The organism is Pseudarthrobacter phenanthrenivorans (assembly GCF_000813845.1).
Lineage (GTDB): Bacteria > Actinomycetota > Actinomycetes > Actinomycetales > Micrococcaceae > Arthrobacter > Arthrobacter phenanthrenivorans_B.
The window spans coordinates 44,270-69,765 of record NZ_JWTB01000002.1 but is presented as its reverse complement, the minus strand read 5'-3'; the positions used below and the strand labels follow the sequence as shown (position 1 = coordinate 69,765).

Annotated in this window: 26 protein-coding genes; 15 read left to right on the top strand and 11 right to left on the bottom strand. The window is 66.1% G+C overall.

Translation table 11 applies throughout. The annotated features are described in order from the left end of the window. Positions 1-62 precede the first annotated feature (62 nt). Positions 63-326, bottom strand: a complete 264-nt coding sequence (locus RM50_RS00845; RefSeq protein WP_043448857.1) for a hypothetical protein — start codon at positions 324-326, stop codon at positions 63-65. A 556-nt stretch (positions 327-882) separates the two neighbouring features. On the opposite strand from RM50_RS00845, the gene RM50_RS00840 reads away from it, so the two are divergent. From RM50_RS00840 to RM50_RS00825, 4 genes are all read left to right on the top strand, one after another. Further along, positions 883-1,632: an SDR family oxidoreductase gene (locus tag RM50_RS00840; protein ID WP_052259869.1), complete on the top strand. Its 750-nt coding sequence runs from the start codon at positions 883-885 to the stop codon at positions 1,630-1,632. Positions 1,633-1,716: 84 nt separating this feature from the next. Further along, on the top strand, positions 1,717-2,472 hold the full coding sequence (locus RM50_RS00835) for a hypothetical protein (RefSeq protein WP_043448855.1): 756 nt from the start codon (positions 1,717-1,719) through the stop codon (positions 2,470-2,472). A gap of 72 nt (positions 2,473-2,544) precedes the next feature. Next, the gene (locus RM50_RS00830; RefSeq protein WP_240471782.1) at positions 2,545-4,089 is read left to right on the top strand and encodes an HD domain-containing phosphohydrolase; all 1,545 of its coding nucleotides are present in this window, start codon (positions 2,545-2,547) and stop codon (positions 4,087-4,089) included. 290 nt (positions 4,090-4,379) lie between these two features. Continuing rightward, entirely contained in the window at positions 4,380-5,276 is an 897-nt protein-coding gene (locus RM50_RS00825; RefSeq protein WP_240471781.1) for a hypothetical protein, read from the top strand. A gap of 165 nt (positions 5,277-5,441) precedes the next feature. Here RM50_RS00825 and RM50_RS00820 read toward each other — a convergent pair whose 3' ends face one another. The 7 genes from RM50_RS00820 to RM50_RS00790 form a co-directional block, all read right to left on the bottom strand. Then, positions 5,442-6,542 (bottom strand): tRNA-dihydrouridine synthase, encoded by a 1,101-nt coding sequence (locus tag RM50_RS00820; RefSeq protein ID WP_043448848.1) that lies wholly within the window; start codon positions 6,540-6,542, stop codon positions 5,442-5,444. Then, entirely contained in the window at positions 6,535-6,852 is a 318-nt protein-coding gene (locus RM50_RS00815) for a hypothetical protein (protein ID WP_156133800.1), read from the bottom strand. Before RM50_RS00815 ends, RM50_RS00820 begins: the two co-directional genes overlap by 8 nt. 74 nt (positions 6,853-6,926) lie before the next feature. Next, a complete protein-coding gene (locus tag RM50_RS00810) occupies positions 6,927-7,670 on the bottom strand; it encodes an SDR family NAD(P)-dependent oxidoreductase (protein WP_052259868.1) in 744 nt (247 codons plus the stop codon). A 26-nt stretch (positions 7,671-7,696) separates the two neighbouring features. After that, complete coding sequence (locus RM50_RS00805; RefSeq protein ID WP_043448843.1) at positions 7,697-8,464, bottom strand: SDR family NAD(P)-dependent oxidoreductase; 768 nt, start codon at positions 8,462-8,464, stop codon at positions 7,697-7,699. Continuing rightward, positions 8,451-9,842: an MFS transporter gene (locus tag RM50_RS00800; protein WP_043448840.1), complete on the bottom strand. Its 1,392-nt coding sequence runs from the start codon at positions 9,840-9,842 to the stop codon at positions 8,451-8,453. The genes RM50_RS00805 and RM50_RS00800 overlap by 14 nt, the downstream gene beginning before the upstream one ends. Then, complete coding sequence (locus RM50_RS00795; protein WP_043448838.1) at positions 9,839-10,729, bottom strand: polysaccharide deacetylase family protein; 891 nt, start codon at positions 10,727-10,729, stop codon at positions 9,839-9,841. Before RM50_RS00795 ends, RM50_RS00800 begins: the two co-directional genes overlap by 4 nt. Positions 10,730-10,773: 44 nt before the next feature. Then, a complete protein-coding gene (locus tag RM50_RS00790) occupies positions 10,774-11,793 on the bottom strand; it encodes an asparaginase (protein WP_043448836.1) in 1,020 nt (339 codons plus the stop codon). 261 nt (positions 11,794-12,054) lie between these two features. Between RM50_RS00790 and RM50_RS00785 the strand changes: the two genes are divergently transcribed. Further along, positions 12,055-13,110, top strand: coding sequence for a LacI family DNA-binding transcriptional regulator (locus RM50_RS00785; protein WP_043448884.1), 1,056 nt, complete (start codon positions 12,055-12,057; stop codon positions 13,108-13,110). On the opposite strand, the gene RM50_RS00780 is transcribed toward RM50_RS00785, so the two are convergent. Next, entirely contained in the window at positions 13,107-14,552 is a 1,446-nt protein-coding gene (locus RM50_RS00780; protein WP_043448834.1) for a PucR family transcriptional regulator, read from the bottom strand. The two genes, RM50_RS00785 and RM50_RS00780, sit on opposite strands and share 4 nt — an antisense overlap. A gap of 100 nt (positions 14,553-14,652) precedes the next feature. Between RM50_RS00780 and pxpA the strand changes: the two genes are divergently transcribed. The 9 genes from pxpA (at position 14,653) to RM50_RS00735 (ending at position 22,696) form a co-directional block, all read left to right on the top strand. Further along, complete coding sequence (pxpA, locus tag RM50_RS00775) at positions 14,653-15,417, top strand: 5-oxoprolinase subunit PxpA (RefSeq protein WP_043448831.1); 765 nt, start codon at positions 14,653-14,655, stop codon at positions 15,415-15,417. Between the two features lie 13 nt (positions 15,418-15,430). Beyond that, positions 15,431-15,670: an acetyl-CoA carboxylase gene (locus RM50_RS00770; protein WP_043448830.1), complete on the top strand. Its 240-nt coding sequence runs from the start codon at positions 15,431-15,433 to the stop codon at positions 15,668-15,670. A gap of 9 nt (positions 15,671-15,679) precedes the next feature. Further along, positions 15,680-17,029: an acetyl-CoA carboxylase biotin carboxylase subunit gene (locus RM50_RS00765; RefSeq protein WP_043448827.1), complete on the top strand. Its 1,350-nt coding sequence runs from the start codon at positions 15,680-15,682 to the stop codon at positions 17,027-17,029. Beyond that, on the top strand, positions 17,026-17,931 hold the full coding sequence (locus RM50_RS00760; protein ID WP_043448825.1) for a 5-oxoprolinase subunit B family protein: 906 nt from the start codon (positions 17,026-17,028) through the stop codon (positions 17,929-17,931). The genes RM50_RS00765 and RM50_RS00760 overlap by 4 nt, the downstream gene beginning before the upstream one ends. Then, a complete protein-coding gene (locus RM50_RS00755; protein ID WP_043448822.1) occupies positions 17,921-18,907 on the top strand; it encodes a biotin-dependent carboxyltransferase family protein in 987 nt (328 codons plus the stop codon). The genes RM50_RS00760 and RM50_RS00755 overlap by 11 nt, the downstream gene beginning before the upstream one ends. Before the next feature lie 243 nt (positions 18,908-19,150). Then, positions 19,151-20,437 carry a hypothetical protein gene (locus tag RM50_RS00750; RefSeq protein ID WP_043448819.1) on the top strand — a complete coding sequence of 429 codons (1,287 nt, stop codon included), beginning with the start codon at positions 19,151-19,153 and terminating at the stop codon, positions 20,435-20,437. 96 nt (positions 20,438-20,533) lie between these two features. Beyond that, complete coding sequence (locus RM50_RS00745; protein ID WP_240471780.1) at positions 20,534-20,950, top strand: SRPBCC family protein; 417 nt, start codon at positions 20,534-20,536, stop codon at positions 20,948-20,950. Continuing rightward, positions 20,950-21,453 (top strand): MarR family winged helix-turn-helix transcriptional regulator, encoded by a 504-nt coding sequence (locus RM50_RS00740; protein ID WP_043448815.1) that lies wholly within the window; start codon positions 20,950-20,952, stop codon positions 21,451-21,453. The genes RM50_RS00745 and RM50_RS00740 overlap by 1 nt, the downstream gene beginning before the upstream one ends. Positions 21,454-21,463: 10 nt before the next feature. After that, the gene (locus RM50_RS00735; RefSeq protein ID WP_043448813.1) at positions 21,464-22,696 is read left to right on the top strand and encodes an amidohydrolase; all 1,233 of its coding nucleotides are present in this window, start codon (positions 21,464-21,466) and stop codon (positions 22,694-22,696) included. Positions 22,697-22,788: 92 nt separating this feature from the next. On the opposite strand, the gene RM50_RS00730 is transcribed toward RM50_RS00735, so the two are convergent. Further along, entirely contained in the window at positions 22,789-23,109 is a 321-nt protein-coding gene (locus tag RM50_RS00730) for a GYD domain-containing protein (protein WP_043448811.1), read from the bottom strand. A gap of 443 nt (positions 23,110-23,552) precedes the next feature. Here RM50_RS00730 and RM50_RS00725 point away from each other — a divergent pair, with 443 nt between their 5' ends. Next, complete coding sequence (locus RM50_RS00725) at positions 23,553-24,248, top strand: DUF2306 domain-containing protein (RefSeq protein WP_043448808.1); 696 nt, start codon at positions 23,553-23,555, stop codon at positions 24,246-24,248. Between the two features lie 102 nt (positions 24,249-24,350). Here RM50_RS00725 and RM50_RS20960 read toward each other — a convergent pair whose 3' ends face one another. Next, positions 24,351-25,493, bottom strand: coding sequence for a cyclase family protein (locus RM50_RS20960; RefSeq protein ID WP_240471783.1), 1,143 nt, complete (start codon positions 25,491-25,493; stop codon positions 24,351-24,353). Positions 25,494-25,496: the final 3 nt, after the last annotated feature.

Below are 25,496 nucleotides of genomic sequence, written 5' to 3'. Positions count from 1 at the left end.
TGTCGCCGTCGGCCTCCTTTTATGCCGCGGAGTGGTGCTATCCCCGCAGAGCGGGTGGAAGCTTAGGCCGCCGCGGGAAGCGTTACGTAGCTGCCCCCGATGACGTTGGCGGCAACAACAGGAGCGCCGTCCACTGTGACGTAGCTGCCACGGGTGACGGGGCGCAGGTTTGGGGCGCCAGCGGCGGTGACATAGTTGCCCTCGGCGCCGGCCGGGACGCGGCCGCCGGGGAGAGTCACATAGCTGCCGCCGCGCACCGCGGTGCCAGTGGGAGCGGTCTTAGGGGTGGTTTCGGCGGTGGATGGGCGTTCGGTCAGCAGAGTCATGGGTTCTCCGTGGAGTTTGGGATGGGGGCCGTACAGGTTCTTGTGCCGCTCAAGCAGGAGGGCGGATGCGCGTTGTGTCGCGTGCCCCGCTGGCCCGGGTATGTTCACCGGTGCGGTACTCAAGGGCTACGGTGGCCTGTAATTAAGTTTACCGGCTTATTATGAATAAATCAGAATAACGTGGGAAGGCTCACGTCCACGTCAGGCGGCTGACCAGAGCCGGGCCTGATGCCACACTGGATCACATCAGGAACCGAACCCGTCGAATAGCCGAGTGGCTCCGGGACAACCACCCCGTCATCGGAGATGACGCGTAGCCTTTAGCCATGGCCACAGATCCGCCAAGATCTGCCATCGACCGACGAACTCGGATTCCCGGCCGCCGTCGGGCCCGACGGCCACCAGCGTTTTGTGCCCTCGCTCGGCTCCTCTGAGGTCTCCACCAGCACGGTGCTGTGGCGGCAGTTTATGGCGGCAAGCTCTACACAGACCGGCCTTCCAACGAAACGCCCGCAGACCAGAAGCTTTGTCGGAGGACCCGCCTAGGATTGCTTCCATGAGGATTGCCGTTGCAGGGGGAACAGGTGCGGTGGGCCGCCACGTGGTGGCCATCGCCAGGGAGCGCGGGCACCACGTGGTCAGCCTCAGCCGCACCGAAGGAGTGGACCTGGTCACCGGGCGTGGCCTCGACCAGGCACTCCAGGAGGTCGAAACAGTGATCGACGTCGCCGGAATCCAAACCGTGTCCACCAAGAAAGCCGTGGACTTCTTCACCAACGCTACCCAGAACCTGTTGGCGGCGGAGAAGAGCGCCGGCGTAACGCACCACGTGGCGCTGTCCATTGTGGGAATCGACAACGCCAATTCCGGACTGTACGCAGGGAAGCTGGTGCAGGAGGACGAAGTCAGGCACGGCGGCATTCCCTGGACCCTCCTCCGGTCCACCCAGTTCCACGAGTTCGTGCCGATGTCCATCAAGGCCGCCTCAGTGGGTCCCCTGGTTTTCGTGCCCATCATGCTCACCCAGCCGGTGGCGGCAAAGGAGGTGGCCGCGGCCCTGGTGGACGCGGCCGAGGCCGGCCCGCACGGACGCATCCCGGACCTCGGCGGCCCGCGGGCCGAACAACTGAAGAGCCTGGTCGCGGCCTATCTGGCCAAGACGGGGCAGAAAAAGCGGATCGTCCCGCTCCGGGTGCCCGGCCCCATGGGCAGGGCAATGCGCAACGGCGCGCTGATCCCGGCGCCGGGTTCCGCCGTCGGACGCCAGACGTTCCTGGAATGGCTCGACGCCATCGACGCCGTGTAGAAGCCGATCCTAAATGGGGCACTTGCCCCATGCCCTTGCTGTGGCCCGGTCCTAATCTCATCGCATAGAGAAAAGGAGGCGGCCATGACCATCTACCAGCCGCAGTCATCAGCAGAGGCAACGCCGACACTTGCCGAACTTCCTTACGACGCAGCGGAGCATTTCGCCGGCTACGCCGTCCTGGGATTGTCTTTCACCACCGGCCACTACCTGGCCTTCCGGGATTTTCCCGTGAGCTCGGTGGGCCCCGGCTACCGCTCCGTCTGGCACCGCACGCCCGGCGGCGAGTGGACCATCTACGCCAACACCGCGCCGGAGTTCAGCTGCGCACGCTACTTCGGGGCGGCCGTGCACCATACGGCGGAGACCGACATCCACATCCAGTGGAGCGGGCCCTTCACCGCCCGGATCACGGTCCCGGGCGTCATTGACTGGCGCCTGGAGCTGGGGACCTCCGCGGCCACCTCGATGCTGACCGCCATGGCCATGCGGATGCCCGAAAGCCTGTGGCGCAACGAGCTGGTGCTCCGCGCCATGGGGGCATTCGCCGGGCCGCTGCTGAACGCCGGCAGGATGAGGGTCTCCGGCGTGGTGCCCAACGGCCAGACGTTCCAGGCCCAGCCGCGCAAGCTGTGGCTGGTCACGGACTCCCAGGCAACCATCCTGGGTGAGGACGCGGGACAGCCCGGCCCGCTGGAGGTGCAGGACCACCTGGCGGACTTCTGGCTTCCGCAACGCGGACTGTTCGGAGCGCAGGTGGGCGTGCGGTTCCCGTCCACCGCCCGTGCCCGAGAGCCGGAACCCGCCAGCGAACGTACCGGGAAGAAACAGGCGGCATGACGGCGGTGGGCCGGTTCCTACGGCCCGCCGCCCCCTACTGCCCGAGGTGATGGCGTCCCTAGAATGGCACGTGTGAAGCAGCCACCGGCTGGACCCCGACGCAGTGAAGTCCTGGCCGCGCTGTCGCTCGCCATCGACCTGGGCCTGGGGCAACCGATGGAGCACATGCTGCGCTCCTGCCTGCTGGCGTTGCGGATCGCCAAGGCCGCGGGCGTTGACGCCGCCGGCCAGGGCAGGCTCTACTACGCCAACCAGGTGGCATGGATCGGCTGCCACGCGGATTCCTTCGAACTGGCGGCGCTGTTCACGGACGACATCGCCTTCCGCGCCGATTACTACAACCGCGACCAGCACGGGCTGCCCATGTACGCCGGCATGTTCAGCCATGCCGGCGCGGGCCTCCCGCCGCTGGCCCGGTTTGCCTACTGGACGCGTTTCGCGGCGACGGGCAGCGCCGCGGTGCGCAACATGATTGCCTCGCACTGCATCTCCGCCGGGGTGCTGGCCAGCAATGTGGGGCTCGACGGCGGCGTGGCAGGACTGCTTGCCCACACCTTTGAGCGATGGGACGGCAAGGGCCTGCCGGAGGGCGTCGCTGGGCCGGACATCCCGCTGGAAATGCGGATCATGCACCTCGCTGATACGGCGGAGGTGTTCCTGCGGCAGGAGGGCGTGGCCGGGGCGGTGGCCATGGTGCGGGCGCGGCGCGGCAGCCAGTTCGATCCGGCCCTGGCCGGGCTGTTCATCGACCAGGCCGGGGCGCTCAGCGAAGGACTGCTCGACGTCGACTGCTGGCAGGCGGCCCTGGACCTGGCTCCCAGCGACGCTCCCCTGTCCGGCCCGCAGCTGGACGCGGTACTCCAGGCCGTCGGCGACTTCGCGGACCTCAAATCTCCGTACACTGCCGGACATTCGCGCGCCGTGGCTGCCCTCGCGGCCGCCGCGGGCGAGATACACGGGCTGCCGGCCGACGACGTCACGCAGCTCCGCCGCGCAGGATGGGTGCACGACCTGGGCCGGCTGGGAGTATCCAACCAGGTGTGGGACAAGAAGGAGCCCCTGTCCCGTGCGGACCTGGAACGCATTCAATTGCATCCCTACCTGGGCGAACGGATCCTCGGCCGCGTTCCCGGTTTGAAGGGCGAGGCGGCTTTGACCGGCCTGCACCATGAGCGGCTGGACGGGTCAGGCTACCCCCGAGGAATTGGCGGCGCGGAACTGGGGATCAAGCAGCGGATCCTGGCGGCCGCGGACTCGTACCATGCCTCCCTGGAGCCGCGCCCGCACCGGGCCGCGCTCCCACCGGCCGACGCCGCTGCCAGGCTGCGGCAGGAAGTTTCCGCCGGCCGCATCAGCCCCGAGGCCGCGGACGCCGTGCTCACAGCGGCCGGCCAGCAGCCGCACCGCCGCCCTGCCGCTCCAGCCGGGCTCACGCCGAGGGAAGTGGAAATCCTCGGCATGCTGTGCCGGGGAATGACCCCGGCCGAGATCGCCGCCAGCCTGTTCCTTGCCCGCAAGACGGTCCGCAACCACGTGGAGCACATCTACACGAAGATCGGTGCGACCAACCGGGTGGGCGCCACCTTGTTCGCAGTCCGGAACGGGCTCATCGATTAGAGGGTGGTGACGCCCCGCGAAAGCGGGGCAGCGACGTCGTGCCTGTATATCTGCGGTCCGTTCTTCGTGACGGATGTCCCGCACCGAATGCTGCAAATTAATCAAAATTGCGTCAAGATCTGTGCAAATTTGTCCCACCAGAGACCACATATCATCACACCACTAGGGCAAGATTAAACGGCTCCAGAAGCTGCAGCCCCAGAAACAAGGCGAAAATCGCAGCGAGTTAGTCATTTTCAAAATAAAGAGTCATGAATGCGAAAAGCCAAATATTCTGCCATCATCATTGCATGACTACACCAGAGCTTCCGGGGGCAAGCTCACAGCAGACTGCGCCCCACCAGCAACCGCAATTTCCACCCATGCCACCAAATTACGGTCCTCCGGGCGCTTCGGGCCCGCAAGAGTACGCAAAGGCAAAAAAGCAGCGAAATGTGATCGGGCTCGTCGCACTCATTGCCGCAATTGTCGGTTTCATCTTTGCATGCATCCCCGGGGCTCTTATTATCGGTTGGGTCTTGCTGCCGATTGCGTTCATCCTGGCAATTGTTTCCCTCTTCTTGAAAGACAAAGCCAAGGGAATGGGCATCACAGCCCTGATCTTGTCGATCGTGGGAACCATCGTCGGCTTTGCCGTATTCTTCTCCGTTGTCACGGCGTCGGCCAAGGACGCTTTCGGAGGCGGCGACACCAAAGTTTCGGCGCCAACCGCTGAAGCAGGTAGTGGCGCTCCAGCAGCAGAGCAGGCGGGAGCGAAGACCGGAACACGCGAAAATCCTTCGCCAATCGGTTCAGTCGTGGAGTCAAAGGATTGGCGGGTAGTGGTTAACTCCGTCACCCTCCCTGCTACCGATAAAGTCGTGGCGGCCAACCAGTTCAATGACCCTCCCGCTGCGGGGTCAGAGTACATTCTGGTCAACTACTCGGCGACTTACATCGGTAAGGACGCCAATGGACAGACCCCTTCCTTCGTCTCGGTCGACTATGTCACTGCCGACGGGAAGACTGTGAATAGGTTCGACCACAGTGTCGTTGCACCTGATGCCATCGATAGCAATATCCTCTACAACGGCGGCACTGCAACCGGCAACATCGCCATTCAGGTACCAACCGCGACAGCAAACCAGGGCGTTCTCGCTGTCCGGCCGGGCATGATCGCAGACAAAGTCTTCGTCGCCGTCAAATAAGCAAATTCATCCACAACAAAGCAAGGCCTCCGGTACTCACCGGAGGCCTTGCTTTGCTGTGGGGCAGGCAGCGCCAGTCACCTGCGTTCGCTGCTTTGGCTGCTGCTGACTGGCCAGGGCATCCTGACCGTTGCTCTTGTTACCTGCGGCTTCGGCACCAAGGGGCTACCCGTCCTCCAGCTCCCAGTCCTTCACATCCGCCAGCGGAGCGAAGATGGCGGGGTCCAGATCCTCGAACTCCATGTTGTTGCGGACAAGGTGCGGCCAGTTCCGGTTGGCGAGGGCTCCCTTGCCGAGCGCCACGACGTCCGCCGAGCCCTCCGCCAGCATGGACGCTGCAGTGTCCGGATCGTCCAGCTTGCCGTTGGCGATCACCGGCACACCCGAGTACTTCTTCGCCAGCGCAGCCAGCGATACCCCGGCATCCGCGAACGCAGGCTCGGTGGCGCGGTACTCGGTGGTATGGACAAAATCGATGCCCGTCGCGCCCAGTGCGCCAAAAATGACCTGGGCTTCTTCCACTCCCCCGCTCCACTTGTGCTCGGTGTCGCTGACCTTGGCCTGGGAGATGCGGATCCCCACCGTCATGTCCGGGCCAACGGCCTCGCGGACGTCGTGGCAGATTTCAGCGGCCAGCCGCACCCTGTTTTCCGCTGAGCCGCCGTACTGGTCGTCGCGCTGGTTCAGGTAGTCCGTGAGGAACTGGTCCAACAGGTACCCGTTGGCACCGTGGATCTCGACGCCGTCAAAGCCGGCCCGCTGCGCGTGCAGTGCTGCCGACACGAAGCCATCCCGCACCTCTTGCATCTGGGACAGGGTGATCGCGGAAGGAACGGGATAGGGGCCTTCGCCGCGGTAGAACCCCAGCTGCTCCCCCTTGGGCGCCACCGCCGAGGGTCCCACCGAGGTGGCCACATACCGGTTCCCCTGGCTCTGCGCCCCCGCGTGCATCAGCTGGGCGAAGATCTTGGCCCCCTCCGCGTGAACCCCGTCCACCACGTCCGCCCAGGACCGGGCCTGCTCCTCCGTGGCGATGCCGGGCTGGAAGTGGTAGCCCTGGCTGTGGGCGGTGTCCGGATAGATGCCTTCCGTGATCAGCAGCCCGAAGCCGCCGCGGGCAAACGTCCGATAGTAGGAAGCCATTCTTTCCGTGGCGTGCCCGTCCTCCGTTGCGCTGATCCTCGTCATGGGAGCCAGCGCAATCCGGTTCTCCAGTTCCGTGGAACCGATCCGGATGGGTGACCAGAGCGGGGTGTAGTCAGTCATTCACAATCTCCTTTGGGGTATTGGCCGCATCCGGGTTCGGATGCATTCCAGCCGCGCGTGCCGGCAGGCCCGCGTTGGCTGGATCAGCTGCGTACGCCTGCCGCCGTGTACGCAGTCGATCTACAACCACTGCGTCAGGAAAGCAGCCGAGCACGGCGGACCACAGTTCTTCAAGCGTCTGGCACTGCATCGAAGCCCCGGCGGCGCCGGTAATCAGCCACCCGTCCTTGAGGGCAGTAACCTTCGGGGCGCCCGGAAGGCCGGCGCAAACGGCGTTGACCGTGGCGGCCACGATCAGATGTTGCCGCATGGTCCGCACCGGTCCCAGGGCAGGATCGGCAACGGTGGTCCTTCCGCAGGCACCGCACATGTCGCTCCCCTTCCTTACGGCATGACGTCGCCGGAGTTGGGCCCCAGCGTCTGTCCCACGAACAGGTTTCCGCCCGGGTCGCTGGCCAGCAGCACTGCCGCCGGTGCCACTTCCGCCGGCGTCCCGAAGCGCCGGAGCGGAAGTTCAGCCCGTTTCGCGGCCTTCCAGCTTTCCGAGATGCCCTCCACCAAAGGCGTTTCAATCGGGCCTGGGGCGATGCAGTTGACCAGCACATTGTCGGCCGCCGTCTCCAGGGCAAGCGCCTTGGAAAGACCCACCACGCCTGCCTTCGCGGCACTGTAGTGCGTCAACCCCACACCGCCCTTGATGGCCAGCTGGGAGGCGATGTTGATGATGCGGCCCCACTTGCGCTGCCGCATCTCCCCCACCACCTCCCGGCAGCAGAGGAACACACCGGTCAGGTCCACCGTGAGGGTCTCGTTCCACATGGCCAGGGACATGTCCTCCAGTGGGGACTCCGTCAGCAGGCCCGCGCTGTTGACCAGGACGTCGATGCCGCCCAGCCTCTCCCGGGCCTCAGCGAACGCGGCCCGGACGCTGGCTTCATCCGCAACGTCCACCTGGATGGTGCCGTCACCTCCAGCCCGGTCCAGGACGGCCACCCGGTCCCCGTTGGCCAGGAAGGCCTCGGCAATGGCCTTGCCGATCCCGCTGGAACCGCCGGTGACTACCACCCCGCGGCCTTTCCCTGCTTGGGCGTGTCCGGCGGCCTGGTCAGCCTGGGTCGATATGTTCATGGTGTCCTTTCCTTCCCGGCGCGCCCTCAGGCGCGCATCTTTACGGTGAGGCCGCCGTCAACCACCAGCGCCTGGCCCGTGATGTACCGGGAATCATCGGAGGTGAGGAACCCGATTACGCTGGCCACTTCCTCCGGTTTGCCCACCCGCCCCCAGGGGATGTCGTTCCCGGCCCGCTGAAGCCCTTCGGGTCCCAGCGAGTTCACCGGGTCCAGGGACTGCGGCGTTTCGATGAGGCCGGGGATCACGGCGTTGGCACGGATCTGCCGCGGGCCGAGCTCCACGGCCACGCTGCGGACCAGGCCCAGGACGCCGGCCTTGGCGGCAGCATAGTGCGCGTGTTCCTCCCACCCGTAGACCCCGCCGGCGATGGACGAGACCGCAACCAGCGCGCCGCCGTCGGTCATTCTCTCTGCCCCGGCCCGCAGCGTGCGCAGCACGCCGGTGAGGTCCACGTTGAGCATGTCGTGCCAGCGTTCGTCCGTCATCTCCCCCAGCGGGGAATTGCGGAGGATGCCCGCGTTGGCGATGGCGTAGTCCAGCCGGCCGTACTCGTCCAGAGCCCGCTGGGCCAGGGCGTCCACGGAGGCGGTGGTGCGGACGTCCACTTCGTGGATCACCGCCTCGCCGTTGGCCTCCTTGACCAGCCGGAGGGTTTCCTGGGGGTCGTGGGGATCGCCCGGGAAGGTGCCGATGACCGACACCACCCCCTGCCGCGCATAGTGAACGGCGAGGGCACGGCCGATGCCGCTGGCGGCACCGGTGATGATGGCGACTTTGTTAGGCGACGTCATGGGGGTGGTCCTCCATCAGGGCTTCAACAGGCGGCTTGGCGGCGATCATCAGGAGTCCGGAGACCAGGGTGCCCAGGGCACCGACCCAGAGGGCCGCGGCGCCGGTGCCGGCACCGGCAGCGATGGCGGTGAAGATGGCGCCGCCGAGGATGGTTCCGGGCTGGCTCATGGCACCGATGAAGGCGGTTCCGGTGGCCCGGCAGCTCACCGGGTAGCACTCGGCCATGAAGTACTGGATGGCGGCGTAGGGGCCCACCAGGAAGAACAGGCCAGCGCCGTAGGTCAGGATGATCATGAACGGGCTGGTGGCGATCGGGCTGAGCATGATGGAGAAGGAGATGCCCGAGAGGATCCAGCCGCCGATGATGGTCCGCTTGCGGCCGATCTTGTCACCGAGCCAGCCGTGGAAGACGTAGCCGAAGTAGGCCAGCAGGTTGATGACGATCAGCATCCAGAACGCATCGGAAAGCTCTACGCCCTTCGCGTTCTTCAGTACCGAGCTGCCGAGGACGCTGAAGATGGTGATGCCGAAGAAGTTCACGATCCAGGCGAGCGAGAACACAATGGTGTTCCGGCGCAGGTGCGGCTCCCAGATGCGCTTGAGGGGCGCTGCCGAGGAGTGCTCGACGCCGTAGGAGTGGGCGAGGGCGTGCGCGTCCTCCGTCTTTCCGTGCTTTTCAAGCTCGGTCAACTTGTGGTGCAGCTCGAACTGGGGTGTTTCCTTGAGCTTCCTGGCGATGACCCAGACGATGACGGCGGCCGGGATGGTGGCCATCAGGTACAGGGCGCGCCAGCCCAGGGAGGGCAGGAAGGCCAGGGCCAGTGCGCTGGCCAGCAGGAAGCCGAGCGGCCATCCTCCCTGGATGAAGGAGTAATGGAAGCCGGGGCGCTTGCGCTTATCGGCCACCTCGGTGACCTGGTAGACCTCGTTCATGTAGGTGGCGTTCACGGCCTGCTCGGAGAATCCGAGGCCGCCGAAGGAACGGACCACCACCAGCATGGCGTTGCTGAAGAAGGGGATGCCGGTGGGGATCAGTGCCGTCAGTCCGGAGACGACGGCGGTGCCGCCGATGGTGGTCATCATGCCTTTGCGCCGTCCCAGGCGGTCGATGACCGGCCCGATGCCGAAGCAGACAATGGCGGTACCGACGGCGATCCACGTGTTGATGGCGTACGCCTCGGGGGCGGTCCAGCCGAATTCCTGCTCCATGGCCGGCAGCAGCGTGCCGAACAGCCCGTAGTCGAAGACGGCCACGGTCCACGCGAGCAGGGCGAGCACGGTGGCGGTTGAGGTGTTGCGCTTGGAAAAGACCGGGAAGCGGCGCTTCTCGTCCGGCCGGGGCTGCGACAGGTCGACAGCCGGTTCGTGGATGCTCATGACTTGCTGTCCTTTCGGGGGCTGCGTGCGAGGAAGGAGTCGGCGATCTGGTCGAAGGTGCACCAGGTGACGCCCTCATGGGAGTTGATGTGTTCGATGAGGCGCTCGAGCATGAGGAGCACCTGGGGACGGCCGGAGACGTCCGGGTGGATGGTCATGGTGAAGACGGCCTGGTCCATTTCGCGGTGGACCCAGTCGAACTGGTCCCGCCACATTTCCTCGATGTCGCGGGGGTTGACGAAGCCGTGCGAGTTGGGCGCGGACTTGATGAACATCATGGGCGGCAGGTCATCGAGGTACCAGTTGGCCGGGATCTCAACGAGGTCGGTTTCCTCTCCGCGTACCAACGGCTCCATCCAGGTCTGGGCATCCTTGGTGTAGTCGATCTTTTTCCATGAGTCGCCCACCCGGACGTAGTACGGCTCGAAGTCGCGGTGCATCAGGGAGTGGTCGTACTTGATGCCCCGTTCAAGCAGGATTTCGTTGGTGACGGGCGAGAACTCCCACCAGGGGGCGACGTAGCCCGTGGGGCGTTTGCCCGAGACTTTCTCGATGAGTTCGATGGACCGGTCAAGGATCGCCGTCTCCTGCTCGCGCGTCATCGCGATCGGGTTCTCGTGCGAGTATCCATGCACGCCTATTTCGTGTCCGGCATCAGCGATCATGCGCGTCAGATCGGGGAAGGTTTCGATGGAGTGCCCCGGCACGAACCACGTGGACGGAAGGTTGTACTTTTCGAAAAGGCGGATCAGGCGGGGCCCGCCGACCTCGCCGGCGAACATGCCGCGCGAGATATCACAGGGCGAGTCCTCGCCTCCGTAGGAGCCGAGCTGGCCTGCGACGGCGTCAACGTCCACACCGAAGGCGACTTGAATGTCCTTTGCCATGGGAATTTCCTTTCAATATGAATAAACCGGGATGTTCTGGGGTGTCAGGCGGAAGGTTCAGGGGGCCTCCCTCGTTGGGTGAAGATTTCGGTGATCCACGTCCTGTCGGGGTTGATCCGGAGCAGGAGGCTGAGCAAGATCAGCGACTGGGACGGTCGGAGGTGGCCGGAGGCTACGGCACCGGCGGCCCGGAGGTCTTCACCTCCGCCGCCTGCTCCGTAGATGGGGACCACGGGGCCCGCGTCCACGCGCGTGCTGGTGACCACCACGACGCCGGACGCCACCGCGGCGGCGACCTTGGAGCAGAGGTTGCGGTTGGCATTGCCGCTTCCGGTTCCTTGCAGGACGATGCCTTCCGCTCCTGCTTCAAGGGCGGCGTGCATCAGGGTGGAGTCGGCGCCGGGGTAGGCGGCAACCAGGTCCACCCGTGGGGAGCGGCCGTCGGGCTGGGGCAAAGGCAGGGCCTCACGCCTGCTGCCACTGCCCGCCATTGCAACTTCTCCCCGGGCTGATACCTGGCCAAGTACCCCGAAATCGGGGTTCGCAAAGGCATTGAGCCGAAGAGTCTGGCTTTTCCTGACGCCGGCGGCCGGGAATATGGTGCCTGCAAAGCACACCATCACGCCTTTTCCTTTTCCCTCTTTTGAACCCGCGACGGCGATGGCCCGGGCCACGTTGTCCGGGCCGTCGGGAGCGTCGGAGTCGGCGGCCCGCTGCGAGCCGGTGAAGACAACCGGCCGCTCGTCGCTGTGGGTCAGGTCGGCAAGGTAGGCAGTCTCCTCCATGGTGTCCGTCCCATGGGTCACCACCACGCCCAGGACCTTGGGGTCCTTAAGGACGTCCTTGATAGTGGCGCAGATCCGGAGCATGTCCTCGAATGTCAGGAGGTAGGACCCTTTCTGGAAGACATCGAGGACCCGGACGGGGTGGGAGGCGGGCGAGCCGAGGGCTTTGAACACTTGCTCCCCGGTATCGGAGGCGACTGCGCCGCCGCCCTGGGAAGAACGCGACGAGATGGTGCCTCCGGTAGCCAGCAGCACGACATGAGAGTCGGTAAGGGTCATTTCAGCTCCGGTGGTTTGCTCCGCGACGGGAAACCCAATCGTTTGGGTAGCACTGCGCGGAAGACGGGTATTGCACGGGACAAGGCTGGCGGCGCCGGGGATGGGGGTGCCGGGAGGAAGTTTTGGGAACTCTACCCAAACGTTTGGGTTGCGTTGATGAACGACTATAGGATGTGAAGCGAATCACGTCAAGAGCCGCTTGTAACCCTGCTGTGAAGGGCCGGGCGGCGGACCTGGATTACAGTGGGCAGGAGAATGGACATGCAAGAAAAGGCCGACGGCGGCCGGACAGTCACGCTGAAGGATTTGGCCCGGGAACTGGGCGTGCATCCGTCCACAGTCTCCAGGGTCCTGCATTCCGGCTCTGACGTCGCCAAGGGAGCAGCCTCGGCAGCCACCGCAGAGCGCGTCCGCGACCTGGCCCGAAAGCTCGGCTACTCCCCCGACCCGCAGGCGGCCAGCCTTCGCACCCGTCGGACCAAGCTGCTCGGGGTGATCGTCCCGCGGCTCTCGGACCTGGTCCTGGCCATCATGTACGAGGGCATCGACGAGGCCTCCGCCGAGGTGGGTTACTCCGCCTTCGTGATGAACTCCCGCGATGATCCCGAGGAACAGCGGCGGAAGATAGACCTGATGCTGGCGCGCCGCGTGGACGGCCTCATCATTGGTGACGCGCACCTTGACGGCGGCCTCCTGCAGGAACTGACCGACCGGAAGGTCCCGTTCGTCCTCATGAACCGCCGGGTGCCCGGCTACCCCTCTGCCACCTGTGACGACGTCGTCGGCGGCGAACTCGTGGCCAGCCACCTGTGGGAGATGGGCCACCGGCAGGTCGCCGTGATCGCCGGTGAACCGTACGCAAGCACCGCCGTCGACCGCACCGCCGGCTTCCTGGACCGCTGGCGGTCTCTGGGCGGCACCATCTCGGACGATGAAGTGGTCTGGTCCAGGTTCGATACGGCCGGGGGCCGGGAGGCAGGGGAAAGGATCCTCGCCAGCCGCAGGCCGCGGCCCACCGCCATCTTCGCCGTCAACGACTTTGCCGCCATTGGAGCCATGGGAGCCTTGCGCTCCCACGGCCTCACCGTGGGTCAGGATGTGGCGGTGGTGGGCTACAACGACACCTCCCTGGCCGCCGAACTTCCCATTCCGCTGACCTCCGTCCATTCCCCGATGGCCGACATCGGGCGGACGGCAGTGCAGTTGATCCAGGCCGTACTCAGGGGCGAAAGACCCCAACCTGAACGGCTGACGCCCACCCTGTGCGTCCGGGAAAGCAGCGCCGCCAGGGCGCCCGCGGAAATGGCCGCCAACTAGGTTCCGGCGGCGACGATCCGCAGTGCCAGCAGGCAGGTTGCCCGCACTTCGCCGTCGTCCAGGTCAACCCGGAGAAGCTCCTCAATCTTGCGCAACCTGTACGTCAGGGTGTTGCGGTGGATGAAGAGCTCCCTGCAGGTCTCGCGGGTATTCCCGCTGTGCCGCAGGTAGGCCTCGAGCGTTTCGCGCAAGGCCGTGCCGCCGTCGGACATCAACGGGGCCAGGAGCCGCCGGGACATGGCCACCAGCCCGGCGCCGGGCAGGCCTTCCACCACGCCGGCCAAGTCAGCGACCGGCGCCTGATGGAGCCCCGGCTCGCCCACACGGCGGCGGGCCAGCTGGAGCACCAGCGGCAGTTCGTCCAGGTTCCCGCACCCGGAGACGACAGCGGAGAGTTCCGGCGCGTCCTGGAAAGACTTCCGGACGGCGTCCATCAGTTCCATCCCGGCTTCCCCGCGCTGCACCAGCACGGTGGTGAGGCCGGCCTCCTCCATGAACCGCACGGTGCTGTACTCGGCCTGCAGGCCGACCCGCACCCGCCAAGCGATGGTCCTCAGCTTTGCGGGGGCCACCTCCCCGGCAGCGCCGATCAGCACCGCACCCCACTCCCCCTCGGGCTTGAATCCGGCCTCCACAGCGTAGCGCCGCAGGGCCGCTGCGGGCGTTCCCCTTGCCTCGTAAAGCGCCTCCATGAACCGGGCGGCCTCCCGCGAATGCAGGGGCGAGCGCGAACCCAGGGTGTAGCTCAGCTGCATGGCAATGACCGCAGCCACCGGCCCCAGCAGCGGCTGCAGGACCAGGCTGCTCGTGATGCCCTCGATGGCCAGCCTGAAGTGGAGGATTCCGCCGCTGGGCAGTCTCAGCGTGGTCCGGGCCGTTCCGCCGTCCGCTGTTCCTGCGGACAGGAGTTCAAAGCCGTTGTGGTCAAGGACCGCCACCCGCGCGCGGACGGCGGTGGCCACCCGCTCCAGAACCTGCGCCAGGGAATGGCCTCCCGCCGCCAGCCTGGTGCACTCATCCGCCAGCTCCCACCCGGCGCGGAGCTCCGCATAGCGTTCGGCCGCGATGCGCTGGTCCACGTGCCGCATCACCAGGATGAACGGCACCTCCGGAGGCAGTTCAAGCAACGGAAGGCCGTGGGCTTCGCAGGCCTTTACCAGGCCGGCCGGCAGTTCGCGGTGTGCGGCGCCCAGGCCGAAAACGAGAGCGGACACGGGAACGGACATCAGGCGTTCAACGTAGGCATCCCAGATCCGGTAGTCCTTGACGTTGAGGCCCATCCCGTTGGTCAGCAGCAGAGCGTTGACGCTGAGGAAGGGCGTTGGGTCCATGTGCTCCGTGGGTGCACACCAGGCGATGGGCCGGGCGACGCGTTCCGGGCTGCCCTGCACAGCAAGGCGGATGTTCAGCGCCGGATCCGCCAGTAGATCGGCAACACGCATGGCAACTCCTCAGGGTTAGTGCAAGAAGCATAATCCGCGTGCCCATATTCGGCGATCCGCCCAATTCCGGCCGGTCCGCTGGCTCTGTACCGTTGCCAGCATGCAAAAAAACGTGACGGAAACCACGCCTGCCCGGGTGCTCCTGAATTCGGACATGGGTGAAGGCTTTGGATTGCATGAGTTCGGAAACGACGTTGCCCTGATGGAGATCATCGATGTCGCCAACGTCGCCTGCGGCTACCACGCCGGGGACCCGGACGTCATGAACCGGACGGTGGCCCTTGCCGCCGAACACGGGGTGGCCGTCGGAGCCCATCCCGGCCTCCCCGATCCCATGGGTTTCGGCCGCCGCCGCATGGTCCTCAGCCCGGACGAGGTTGAGTCGATCATCCTGTACCAGACCGGGGCTTTGACCGCTTTCCTGGCAAAGAACGGGCTGTCCCTCAACCACATCAAACCCCACGGTGCCCTGTACGGCATGCTCGCCGGAGACGAAGAGCTCATGCAGGCGGCGGCCGGGACGGCGAAACAATTCGGTGTTCCTTTCTACGGCTTGGCAGGCACCGCCCACGAAACGGTGTGCCGCGCCTTAGGCGTGGACTTCGTTGCGGAACTCTACGTGGACCTCAACTACGGCCCGGGCGGTGAGCTCCTCATCCAGCGCCGGCCCGAGCCCACCGACCCGGCCGCGGCCGCAGAACGTGTCAGCCGGGCCGTGGCTGGTGAACCCGTTCCCGCCGTCGACGGCACTCCCCTGAACATCGCGTTCCAGAGCATCTGCGTGCACTCCGATGCTCCCAACGCCGTGGCCGTCGCCTCAGCCGTGCGCAAGGCACTCGACTCATCCACTTCCACCCACTCCTGAAAGCGACAAGCACATGGCCACGATCGTTTCCCCACTTCCCGGAGTCTTCTACCGCAAGCCCGGCCCGGGCAAACCCCCTTTCGCCAATGAAGGCGACACCATCGAAGTCGGCCAGACCATCGGCATCGTGGAGATCATGAAGCAGTTCACCGAGATCCAGTCCGACGTCGCCGGCACCCTTGAATCCTTTGAAGTCAACGAAGGCGAGATGGTCAACCCTGGCGACACCATCGTCGTCATCCGGGAAGGATAAAGGCAGCCCATGAAACTGTTCATCGCAAACCGCGGCGAGATTGCCGTACGGATCGCCAGGACCGCCCGTGAAATGGGCATTGAGACGGCCCTGGGGGTCAGCGAGCCCGATGCGGAATCGCTGGCAGCCAAGTCCGCCGACCACTACGTAGTGGTCGGCCCGGCTCAGGCAGCGGCCAGCTACCTGAACCAGGACGCACTTGTGGCCGCGGCCCAAGAGCAGGGGTGCGACGCCGTGCACCCGGGCTACGGTTTCCTCTCGGAGAATGCCGACTTCGCCCGGAAGGTGGCGGAAGCAGGCCTGACCTGGGTGGGCCCGAACGCGGACACCATCGCCATGATGGGTAACAAGTCACTGGCCCGGGAAGCTGCGGCCAAGGCCGGAGTCCCCGTGCTTCGGGGGTCGGACGGCCCCCTGGATCCGGAAGCTGATGCCGTCGCAATTGCACGCGGCATCGGGTACCCGCTGGTGGTGAAGGCTTCCGCCGGCGGGGGTGGCAGGGGAATCCGGTTCGTGCACGACGAAAGTGAACTCCTGGAAACCATCGAGATGGCCAGGGGCGAGGCGGCCGCCGTCTTCGGCGACGCCACCGTCTACCTGGAACGGTTCGTGGAGCACGCCCGCCATGTTGAGGTGCAGGTCCTGGGCGATGGAACCAACTTCATCCACCTTGGCGACCGCGACTGTTCCATGCAGCGCCGTTCCCAGAAGGTTCTGGAGGAAGCGCCGGCCCCAAATCTTCCTGAAGCCGTCCGCGCAACCATCCGGGAGTCCTCCGTGGCCCTTGCCCGCGAGTGCGGCTACCACGGAGCGGGGACTGTGGAGTTCCTGTACGACCCCCTCAACCACGAGGCGGCATTCATTGAAATGAACACCCGCATCCAGGTGGAGCACCCCATCACCGAGCAGATCACCGGCGTGGACCTGGTCCGCGAGCAGCTCCTGATTGCCTCCACCGGATCCATGTCCATTTCCCAGGACGATGTGCACATCAGCGGCCACGCCATCGAATGCCGCATCAACGCGGAAGACCCCAGCAACCACTTCTTCCCCAGCCCCGGAACCATCCGGTCCCTGGACTGGCCATCGGGTGAGGGCATCCGCGTGGACACAGGAGTGGAAGCAGGTTCGGTTGTGAGCCCCTACTACGACTCCCTCCTGGCCAAGCTTGCCGTCCATGCCCCGGACCGGAATGCCGCCATCGCCGCCACGTTGGCGGCGCTGGAGGCAACACACATTGAAGGGGTCAAGACCACCGTCCCCGTCCACCTGGCGCTGCTGGCGCGGCCAGAATTCGCCGAGGTCAGCCACCACTCCAAGTTCATCGAAACCGCAGCCGACCTGATGGGGGCAAAATGACCACCGAAGCCGCTGTCCTCCCCGGGGCGCGCTACACCTGGGGCGGGGACGAATTCCTGTTCGTGGAAGTCTCCGAAGCGATGAGCCTGCCCGCGAACTTCAAGGTCATGTCCATCGCCGGCAGGCTCTCCGACGCCGGACTCCAGGGAATCGTGGACATCTGCCCGGCCAACGCATCCCTGCTGGTGCGCTTCGATCCCGACGTCCTGCCTCCGGAACAGCTGGAAACAGCTGTGCGCGACATCGAGCGGGACCTGACGTCCCACCAGGAACGGGCACTGGAGACCCGGATCGTTGAGGTCCCGGTCTGGTACGAGGACCCGTTCACCGCGGAAGTGGCCCAGCGGTTCCGTGAAGGGTTCCACCAGGAGCCTGAAGGCAGCGACATCGATTACGCGGCCAAGGTCAACCATCTTAAGGACGCTGCGGAGTTTATCCAGCGGCACCACGAACAGCCGTGGCTGGTGTCCATGGTGGGCTTCGTGGCCGGGCTGCCGTTCCTGTTCCAGCTGGTGGACCGGGACAAGCAGCTGGAGGTGCCCAAGTACGTGAGCCCGCGGACCGACACCCCCAGGCTCACCGTGGGGCACGGCGGATGCTTCGGCTGCATCTATTCCGTCCGGGGCGCCGGCGGGTACCAAATGTTCGGCGTGGCCGCCGCCCCTATCTTTGACCCCGACCAGGCACTGGCGGACTTCAAGGACTTCATGGTGTTCTTCCGCCCCGGGGACATCGTGAAGTTCAAGCCGGTGACCGAGACGGAATACAACGCCATCCAGGCCGAGATCTCGGCCGGCACCTTCCGCTACCGGCAGGCGCCGGTGACCTTCGAGCTGTCCAGGGCACTGGCCGACCCGGAAGGCTACAACCGTGAACTCATGGAGGCCCTCAATGGCATTTGAAATTGGAAACCCGGGCCTGGCCACCACTGTCCAGGACCAGGGCCGCACCGGCCACTACAACGTGGGCATCCCGCAAAGCGGCTCCATGGACCAGTACTCCGCCGAGCTGGGAAACGCCCTGGTGGGCAACACGGCACGCGAAGCGGTCCTTGAATGCACCTACCTGGGACCGGTGCTGACCACCGACAGCGACGCCGTCATCGCTGTCACCGGCGCCCCTGTGGAGGTCAAGGTCAACGGGGAGCCGCGGCCGCAGTGGAGCCGCCTGCTGCTGAAGGCCGGGGACCAGCTTTCCTTCGGCGTCATCCAGGGCGGCACCCGCTACTACATCGCGGTCCAAGGCGGCATCGACGTCCCGGAGGTGCTGGGCAGCCGGTCCACGTACAGCCTGGGCGGGATCGGCGGGTTCAAGGGCCGCAAGCTCGAGACAGGCGACGTTGTCCCCGTGGGCGCTCCCCTCAACGGGGGAGGACTCCCCCAGGCAGAAAGTGTCCCGGATGAATTCCGGCCTGTTTACGCCAAGGAGCAGGAAGTCCGGATCGTGCTGGGGTTGTATGACCACCGCCTGACCGATGAAGGGCTGGGCAACCTACTCAACGAGGAGTGGAAAGTGACTCCCGTAGCTGACCGGATGGGTCTTCGCTACTCCGGTCCGGGGGTGAAATGGAAGGAGCGGGAACAGCCTTTCGGCGCCGGCTCGGATCCCTCCAACATTGTGGACGCAGGGTATGCCGTAGGCTCCATCCAGATCCCCGGCGGGACCCAGCCCATCATTCTGCACCGCGATGCCGTCTCCGGCGGCGGCTACGCGATGGTGGGCACCGTGATCAGCGCCGACATGGACCTGGTTGCGAGGGCGGCCCCAGGAACGGCAACCCGGTTCGTGGCTGTAAGCCTTGCTGTTGCCCTGAAAGCCCGCCGTGATCATGCCGAACGACGGACCAAGGCGTGGGCGGCGGTGGGTGCAAGCCGCTGACAAGTACGAGGCGGGTCTCAACGTCGGGACCCGCCTCGGCCAGTGGCCCTCAGCGTCCTCGACCCCGCGATCTTCTGGTCGCCCTTGGAAGATCACGGGCAACACCTACCTAATGCCCTCCCCTTTGAGCTCCCCTATCTGGCACCCCTCCGGCCTCAGGGGGTTTCAGCGGACGTATGGTGATCCGGCCGGGAGGTGATGAAACAGCCTCCCGGCCACCGACATAGCTCTGAGGGGACCGTTATGCGCCTGCTTCGCCTTGTCATCGCCCTGCTCCTCGCGCTGGCAGGCGCTGCCGCGCTCCCCCTCCCAGCCCAGGCGGCCGACGTCGGAATTCCCGGGCCGTCCTACGCCGGCGACGGCGTCAGGACCCCGACGGCCGACAAAGCCCAAAGCAAGCTGTGGTTCCAGGACGGGAACTGGTGGGGGCTGATGTGGAGCCCGGCAGCCCACGCTACGACGATCCACCGGCTCGACGCGGCGACGCAGGCGTGGCAGGAGACGCCAACGGTGGTGGACGCACGGGCGAGTGCCCGCGGCGATGCGCTCTGGGACGCCCCGAACGGCAAGCTTTACGTGGTCTCGGGCACCACCGTGCGCTCGGAATGGAACTCGCCACCGTCCCAGCAGGTGGTGACCTCCGGGTCCGCGGAGCTTCACCGCTTCAGCTATGACGCGTTGACCAAGACCTACGCAGAAGACGCCGGATTCCCCGTCACCCTTCACAGCGGGAGTACGGAATCAATCACGGTGGCCAAGGACTCCCTCGGCACGCTGTGGGTCACCTACACCTCCGTTTCGGCCGACAACAACAACCGCGTCTATGTGAACCACTCGACCACCAGCGACACAGCATGGGGAACCCCCTTCGTCCTGCCGACCACCAACGCCCAGGTGCACTACGACGACATCTCCGCCGTCACCTCGTTCCAGGGCGACAAGATCGGGATCATGTGGAGCAACCAAAAGCCGGGGCAAAAGAAGTTCTACTTTGCCATCCACCAGGACGGCCAGCCGGACAAGTCGTGGCAGACCGAGGTGGCGTACGGCGGAGGCAAGAACTGCACCGGCGGATGCGCCAACGACCACCTGAACCTCAAACAGCTGGCCAGTGACGACAGCGGCCGCCTCTTCGCCGCCATCAAGACCGCCAACCGGAACGCGGGCCAGACGTTGGTGGCGCTCCTGGTGCGCGACGGTAAGGGCGACTGGAGCAGCGCCGAGTTCGGCGAGGTGCAGGACCTCCACACCCGGCCCATGGTGATGATCGACGAGGAGCACCACCAGGTCTGGATGTTCGCGGTGGCGCCGGAGGAGGGCGGCACCGTCTATTACAAGAAGTCCCCTATTGACCATATTTCCTTCGCCCGCGGAGCCGGCACTCCCATCATCAGCAGCAGCACCGACACGGACATCAACGACCCCACATCAACCAAGCAAAACGTCACCAGCCAGACCGGCCTGGTGGTGCTGGCTTCCTCCAGGACCAACTCCCGGTACTGGCACGCGTACATCAACCTTGGCGGCTAGCCAGCCCAAGGCGGCCAGGAATACGCGGGGTCGCTCTGGACAAAAGATAGTCTTCGGAAAGATAATCTATACACAGACTATCTTTCCAGGAGGCTAATGATGTGGGAGTACCAGAACGCAGTAGAGACGACGGCCGCACCGGAAGCGATCTGGCGCCTCTGGTCCGACGTTGAGAACTGGGGCACCTGGAACGCGGAGATCGAGAAAATCGAGATCAACGGCCCGTTCGCAGCAGGCAGCCAGATCCTCATGACGCCCCCGGGTGACGATCCGATCCCCCTCGTCATCGCCGAGGCAGTGGAAAACGAACGCTTTGTGGACGAGGCCCGGTTCGGGGACCTGCTGCTGCGCACCACCCATCGCATCGACGCGGACCAGGGCAGGACCCGGGTGGTCTACCGCATGGAGATCACCGGCAGCGGCGCCGACGAAGCCGGCCCGGAGATCGGTCCTGGCATCACCGCGGACTGGCCCGAGACGATGGCAGCTCTCGTGAAGATGGCGGGCGGCTGATGCCCCTCAACCCCGGCGACAGCCCCGGTTTCCTGCTCTGGCACGCCACCCTGCGCTGGCAGCGGGACATGGCGGCAGCCCTGGATCCGCTGGGTCTCACCCACGTCCAGTTCGTCCTGCTCGCGTGCGCCTGGTGGCTCAATGGCCAGGGTGTGCACCCGAACCAGCTGGCCGTGGCCCGCCAGGCCGGGACCGACGTCAAAATGGCCTCGCAGGTCCTGCGCACGCTGGAGGCTAAAGGACTCATCGAACGGGAAGTCGATCCCGCCGACACGCGTGCCAAGCGGCTGCGCGTCACCGACGCCGGAGCGGACCTCGCGCCGCGCGCCATCGCCGCCGTCGAACTCGCCGATGCGCAGTTCTTCGACTCGGTACCTGTCGACGACGCCGTCTCCCTGCTCCGCCGCCTGGGCCGGCCCGACTTTGCCACGAACCCAAAGGGACCGGCTGGCGGTGACCAGCCGGACGCCGCCAGCCAACCCCCGCGGCACGCCCAGCCATAGACTGCAAGGCATGACTGTGGTTCTGCGCAATGTCCGTCCCTGGGGCGGGGACGCCGCCGACGTAACGCTCGACGGCGGGGTGATCGCCGCCGTCGTGCCCGCCACCCTGGACGGGGCTCCGTCAGCCGCCGGCACCGCTCAAGCAAGCAGTGAAGAGGTGGAGGGCCGCGGCCGGATCCTGCTGCCGTCCTTCTCCGACGTCCACGTCCACCTCGACTCGACCCGGTTGGGCCTGCCGTTCCGCCCGCACACCGGCTCGCCTGGGGTGTGGAACATGATGCTCAACGACCGCCGGAACTGGCGGGACGCCGAGGCCTCCATCGCCGAGCGGGCCACCCACACCCTGGGCGCGATGATCGAGCGCGGCACCACGCGGGTGCGCAGTTACGCGCAGGTGGACGCCGACGCCGGGCTGGAGCGTTTCGAGGCCGTCCTCGCCGCCCGGGAATCGCACCGGGACCGGGCGGATGTTGCGGTGATCGCGTTTCCGCAGGCGGGGCTGCTCCGGGAGCCCGGCAGCGCCGAGGTCCTGGAGGAGGCGCTGAAGCTGGGTGCCGACGTGGTGGGCGGGATCGACCCGTGCGCGCTGGACCGAGACCCGGCGCGGCACCTGGATATCGTCTTCGGCCTGGCGGAAAAGTACGGCCTGCCGGTGGACATCCACCTGCACGAGCCCGGCCAGCTGGGCCTGTTCAGCAGCCAGCTGATCCTGGACCGCACCAAGGCGCTGGGCATGCAGGGTCTGGTGACCATTTCGCACGCCTTCTGCCTCGCGGAGCTCCCGGCCGGTGAGCTTCAGGAGCTCATCGACCAGATGGCAGGCCTGGACGTTTCCGTCGCCACCGTCGCGCCGGCCGGGTGGCCGCTGCCGCTGCAGCAGCTGGCGGCGGCGGGGGTCCGGGTGGGCCTGGGCGAGGACGGCCAGCGCGACTACTGGTCGCCCTACGGGAACGCGGACATGCTGGACCGGACCTGGCAGCTGGCGTTCACCAACAAGTTCCGGGCGGACGAACTGATCGAGCACTGCGCGGCGGTGGCCACCATCGGCGGCGCCAGCATCATCGACCCCACCGCGCAGCGGCTCGCGTCCGTGGCGGACCGGCCTGGCCTGAAGGTGGGAGATCCTGCCGAGCTGGTGCTGCTGGAGGGCGACTCGGTGACCGCCGCCGTCATGGACAAGCTGCCCGGCCGCACCGTCATCCACCGCGGCAAGGTGGTCGCGGACGGCCTGCAGCTCGTCTGAGCCGGGCGGCGCGTCCGCCCGCCCTCCCAAGCCGGCGTCCCGGCGTCGTGATTTCGTACGACGCCGGGACGCAGCTTGGTGCCGGACCTCCCCTACTGCCCGGGCGCCCGGTAGGCCGGGGTCTTCTTGGCGGCTTCGTCCAGGTCCTCCACGCTCAGCAATGGCTTGAGGCGGACGTTGACGGTGCCCGTCGAGTTGATCAGCAGCGACAGTGCCGCGGCACTGGCGTCATCCGGTACGTCAAAGACGCCCAGGACGTCGTAGTAGCCAAAGGCGTAGTAGAAACTGTCCAGCGTTCCGCCTACGGACTTCAGCGCCTCGGTCAGGGCGTCACGCCGCGCGGTTCCGCCTTCCTTCATGAGCCCCTTGATGCCCTGGCCCACATACGTTGCTTCAAACAGATACTTCGGCATGGTGTGTCCTTCCCTGGATCGCTGACTTCGTGTTCCGCGGCCATCGGGAAGGCACCCCGCGGATTCCGGGCGCGGCTGGTGGGGACGGCGTCCACAGAATCCTCCTCACCTGGCTCGATGGCCGTGCAGGAGCGGCCCAGATCCGGCCCCTATTGTGTGGAAACGGGGCGACGGGCCCCGTTACCGCAGACGCTATTCCTCGGGCTGCGGGCAGTCAATAAGGGGTGGTCCCCCTTTATCCGCGGGCTTCGTTCCGGGGATATGCCGGCGCCTATCGCTTACCCGGGCCACGTGCAGTACGTTGGGCGTAGGCCGTATGAACGCACGCTGCTGGGCGTTGTTGTTCCGGCCGCCACGCTGGAGTCCATCCCTCAGTCCTGAACATCCGAGCCACGGTCAAAGCCCGGCCGCCCTGCTGCCGCCTGGACCAGAGGTGCCATCCCATGAACACTGCAGCCATTCCCCGCTCCCGTCCGGCCCCCGCAGCCCGCTGGCTCGTTCCCGCCGGCCTGATTCTCCTCAGCCTGGTACCGGTCCTTGCCGAAGCCCTACGGCTGACCGAGCTTGCCGGAGGCCAGGTGCGGCCGGACAACGCGAGGTTCTTCGACTCACCCGTTCCCGTGCTGATCCACATCCCCACGGTCACCGTCTACCTGGTTCTGGGCGCGTTCCAGTTCGTACCCTCCCTCCGCCGCGGCACGCGCCGCCGGCCCAGCTGGCATAAAGCTGCCGGCCGGATCCTCGCCCCCACGGGTCTGCTGGCCGCTCTATCCGGACTGTGGATGGCCGTCTTCTATGACCTTCCGCCCCTGGACGGTTCCCTCCTCCTGGCCCTTCGGCTGGTGTTCGGATCCGCGATGGTGGCGTTCATTGTGCTGGGATTCATCGCTGTGCGGCGCCGCAACTACGTCCGGCACAGCGAGTGGATGTCCAGGGCATACGCCATCGGCATTGCCCAGGGAACCATCGTGGTGGTCACCATTCCCTGGATTGCACTGGTGGGGCCGGTCACCGAACTAAGCCGGGCCGTGCTTATCGGGGCATCCTGGATACTCAGTTTGGCCGTGGCAGAGTTCTTCATCCACCGCCGCGCCAAGCAAGGGACCCTTTCGCCGGGTCCGTCCATTAAAGCGGCGTAGCTACCAAACCCCGACGGCGGCGCGGGGCGTTCCCCAGGCCGCGCCTTATCCGCCAGGCAGCGACGCGGTGCTGGAGGAGGCGCCGGGGCAGGAGCCCCAGCGTCATTCCGGCACGTGAGGCGGCACCGGCGAGAGGTGCTCATGGACGGCGGCCAGAACTCCTCCAGTACGCGTGAAGACGATCGTTTCGCGCTCATCGCTGACCGCAGTGGCTCCGCTCGGGTCGGTCTGCATCGTGGTCTCCACGCGGTGGGTAAAGACGGCGGTATCGCCCAGGAGCTGGATCTGCTGCTCGCTGCTGCGGCAGTCGAGCACCTTCCATCCGGCGTCGATCCAGCCGTCCCAGAGTGTCCTGTACTCGTCCCTGGAGCCGAGCATCGCCGGCTCCGGGTGGAAGATGAAGGTCGCCGACGGGCTGAAGCAGGCGAAGTAACGTTCGGTATCCGTGGCCGCGAACGCGGCGACCAGCCGGGCCGCAGCTTCCTCGACGTCGGTGCGCGTCAGGCCCCGCATTCCGGCCATCCCAGCCCGGGGGGCCCCGTCAGGGAACGTTGCGCGTGCCACCGCCCTGATCGGGGCGCCGTCCGCATTGGGGATGTTGAGGGGGAAAAGGAACACGTCCACCTCGGCGCCGTCGGCAAGGGCGTTGGCTACCTGCCCAAGTCCGGTCAAGTTCTCCACAATCGCGCAACCGCTGCCTGCCAGGATGTGGTGTGCCGGAAATGATCCGTCCGCGGTATCTCCCTGGCCAGCCGTCCCGCCAGCACTTCTGTCCACGCTCAATGCATCCAGCCCCACCATTCGATAGCCACGCTCAACGATGAGCCGGGCGGCCGAAGCGTCGAGGAACGGGTGGTTGACATACTCCGGCGACTCCCAGTGCTCCGAGAAGCCGGTGTGCAGCAGCAGGATCCGGTACTGCTGTCCGGGCCCGCCGTCCGCGGCAAAGGCGGCCGGAAGAATGCCGTCCAGATGTCCGGCGGTGATGACGCCGCCCGGCCCCGCACTGCGGACATCCACCAGCTCCACCGGACCGCTGAAACGTGCCGGCGGCAGCTCATCGAGCCGCTCCCAGCCGTCGTGCACGTGGTACGGCGCGTCGACGTGGGTACCCGAATGCGAGCCGATCGAGAGCGAGAGAACGTTCGCTCCGTGGACAGGCACCGTCAGGGCCGGGGCAATGCTCACGGCGGGGTCACCGGGATAGACGGGCATGCCCGACCGAAGCGGCACACTGAGGTCCATCCA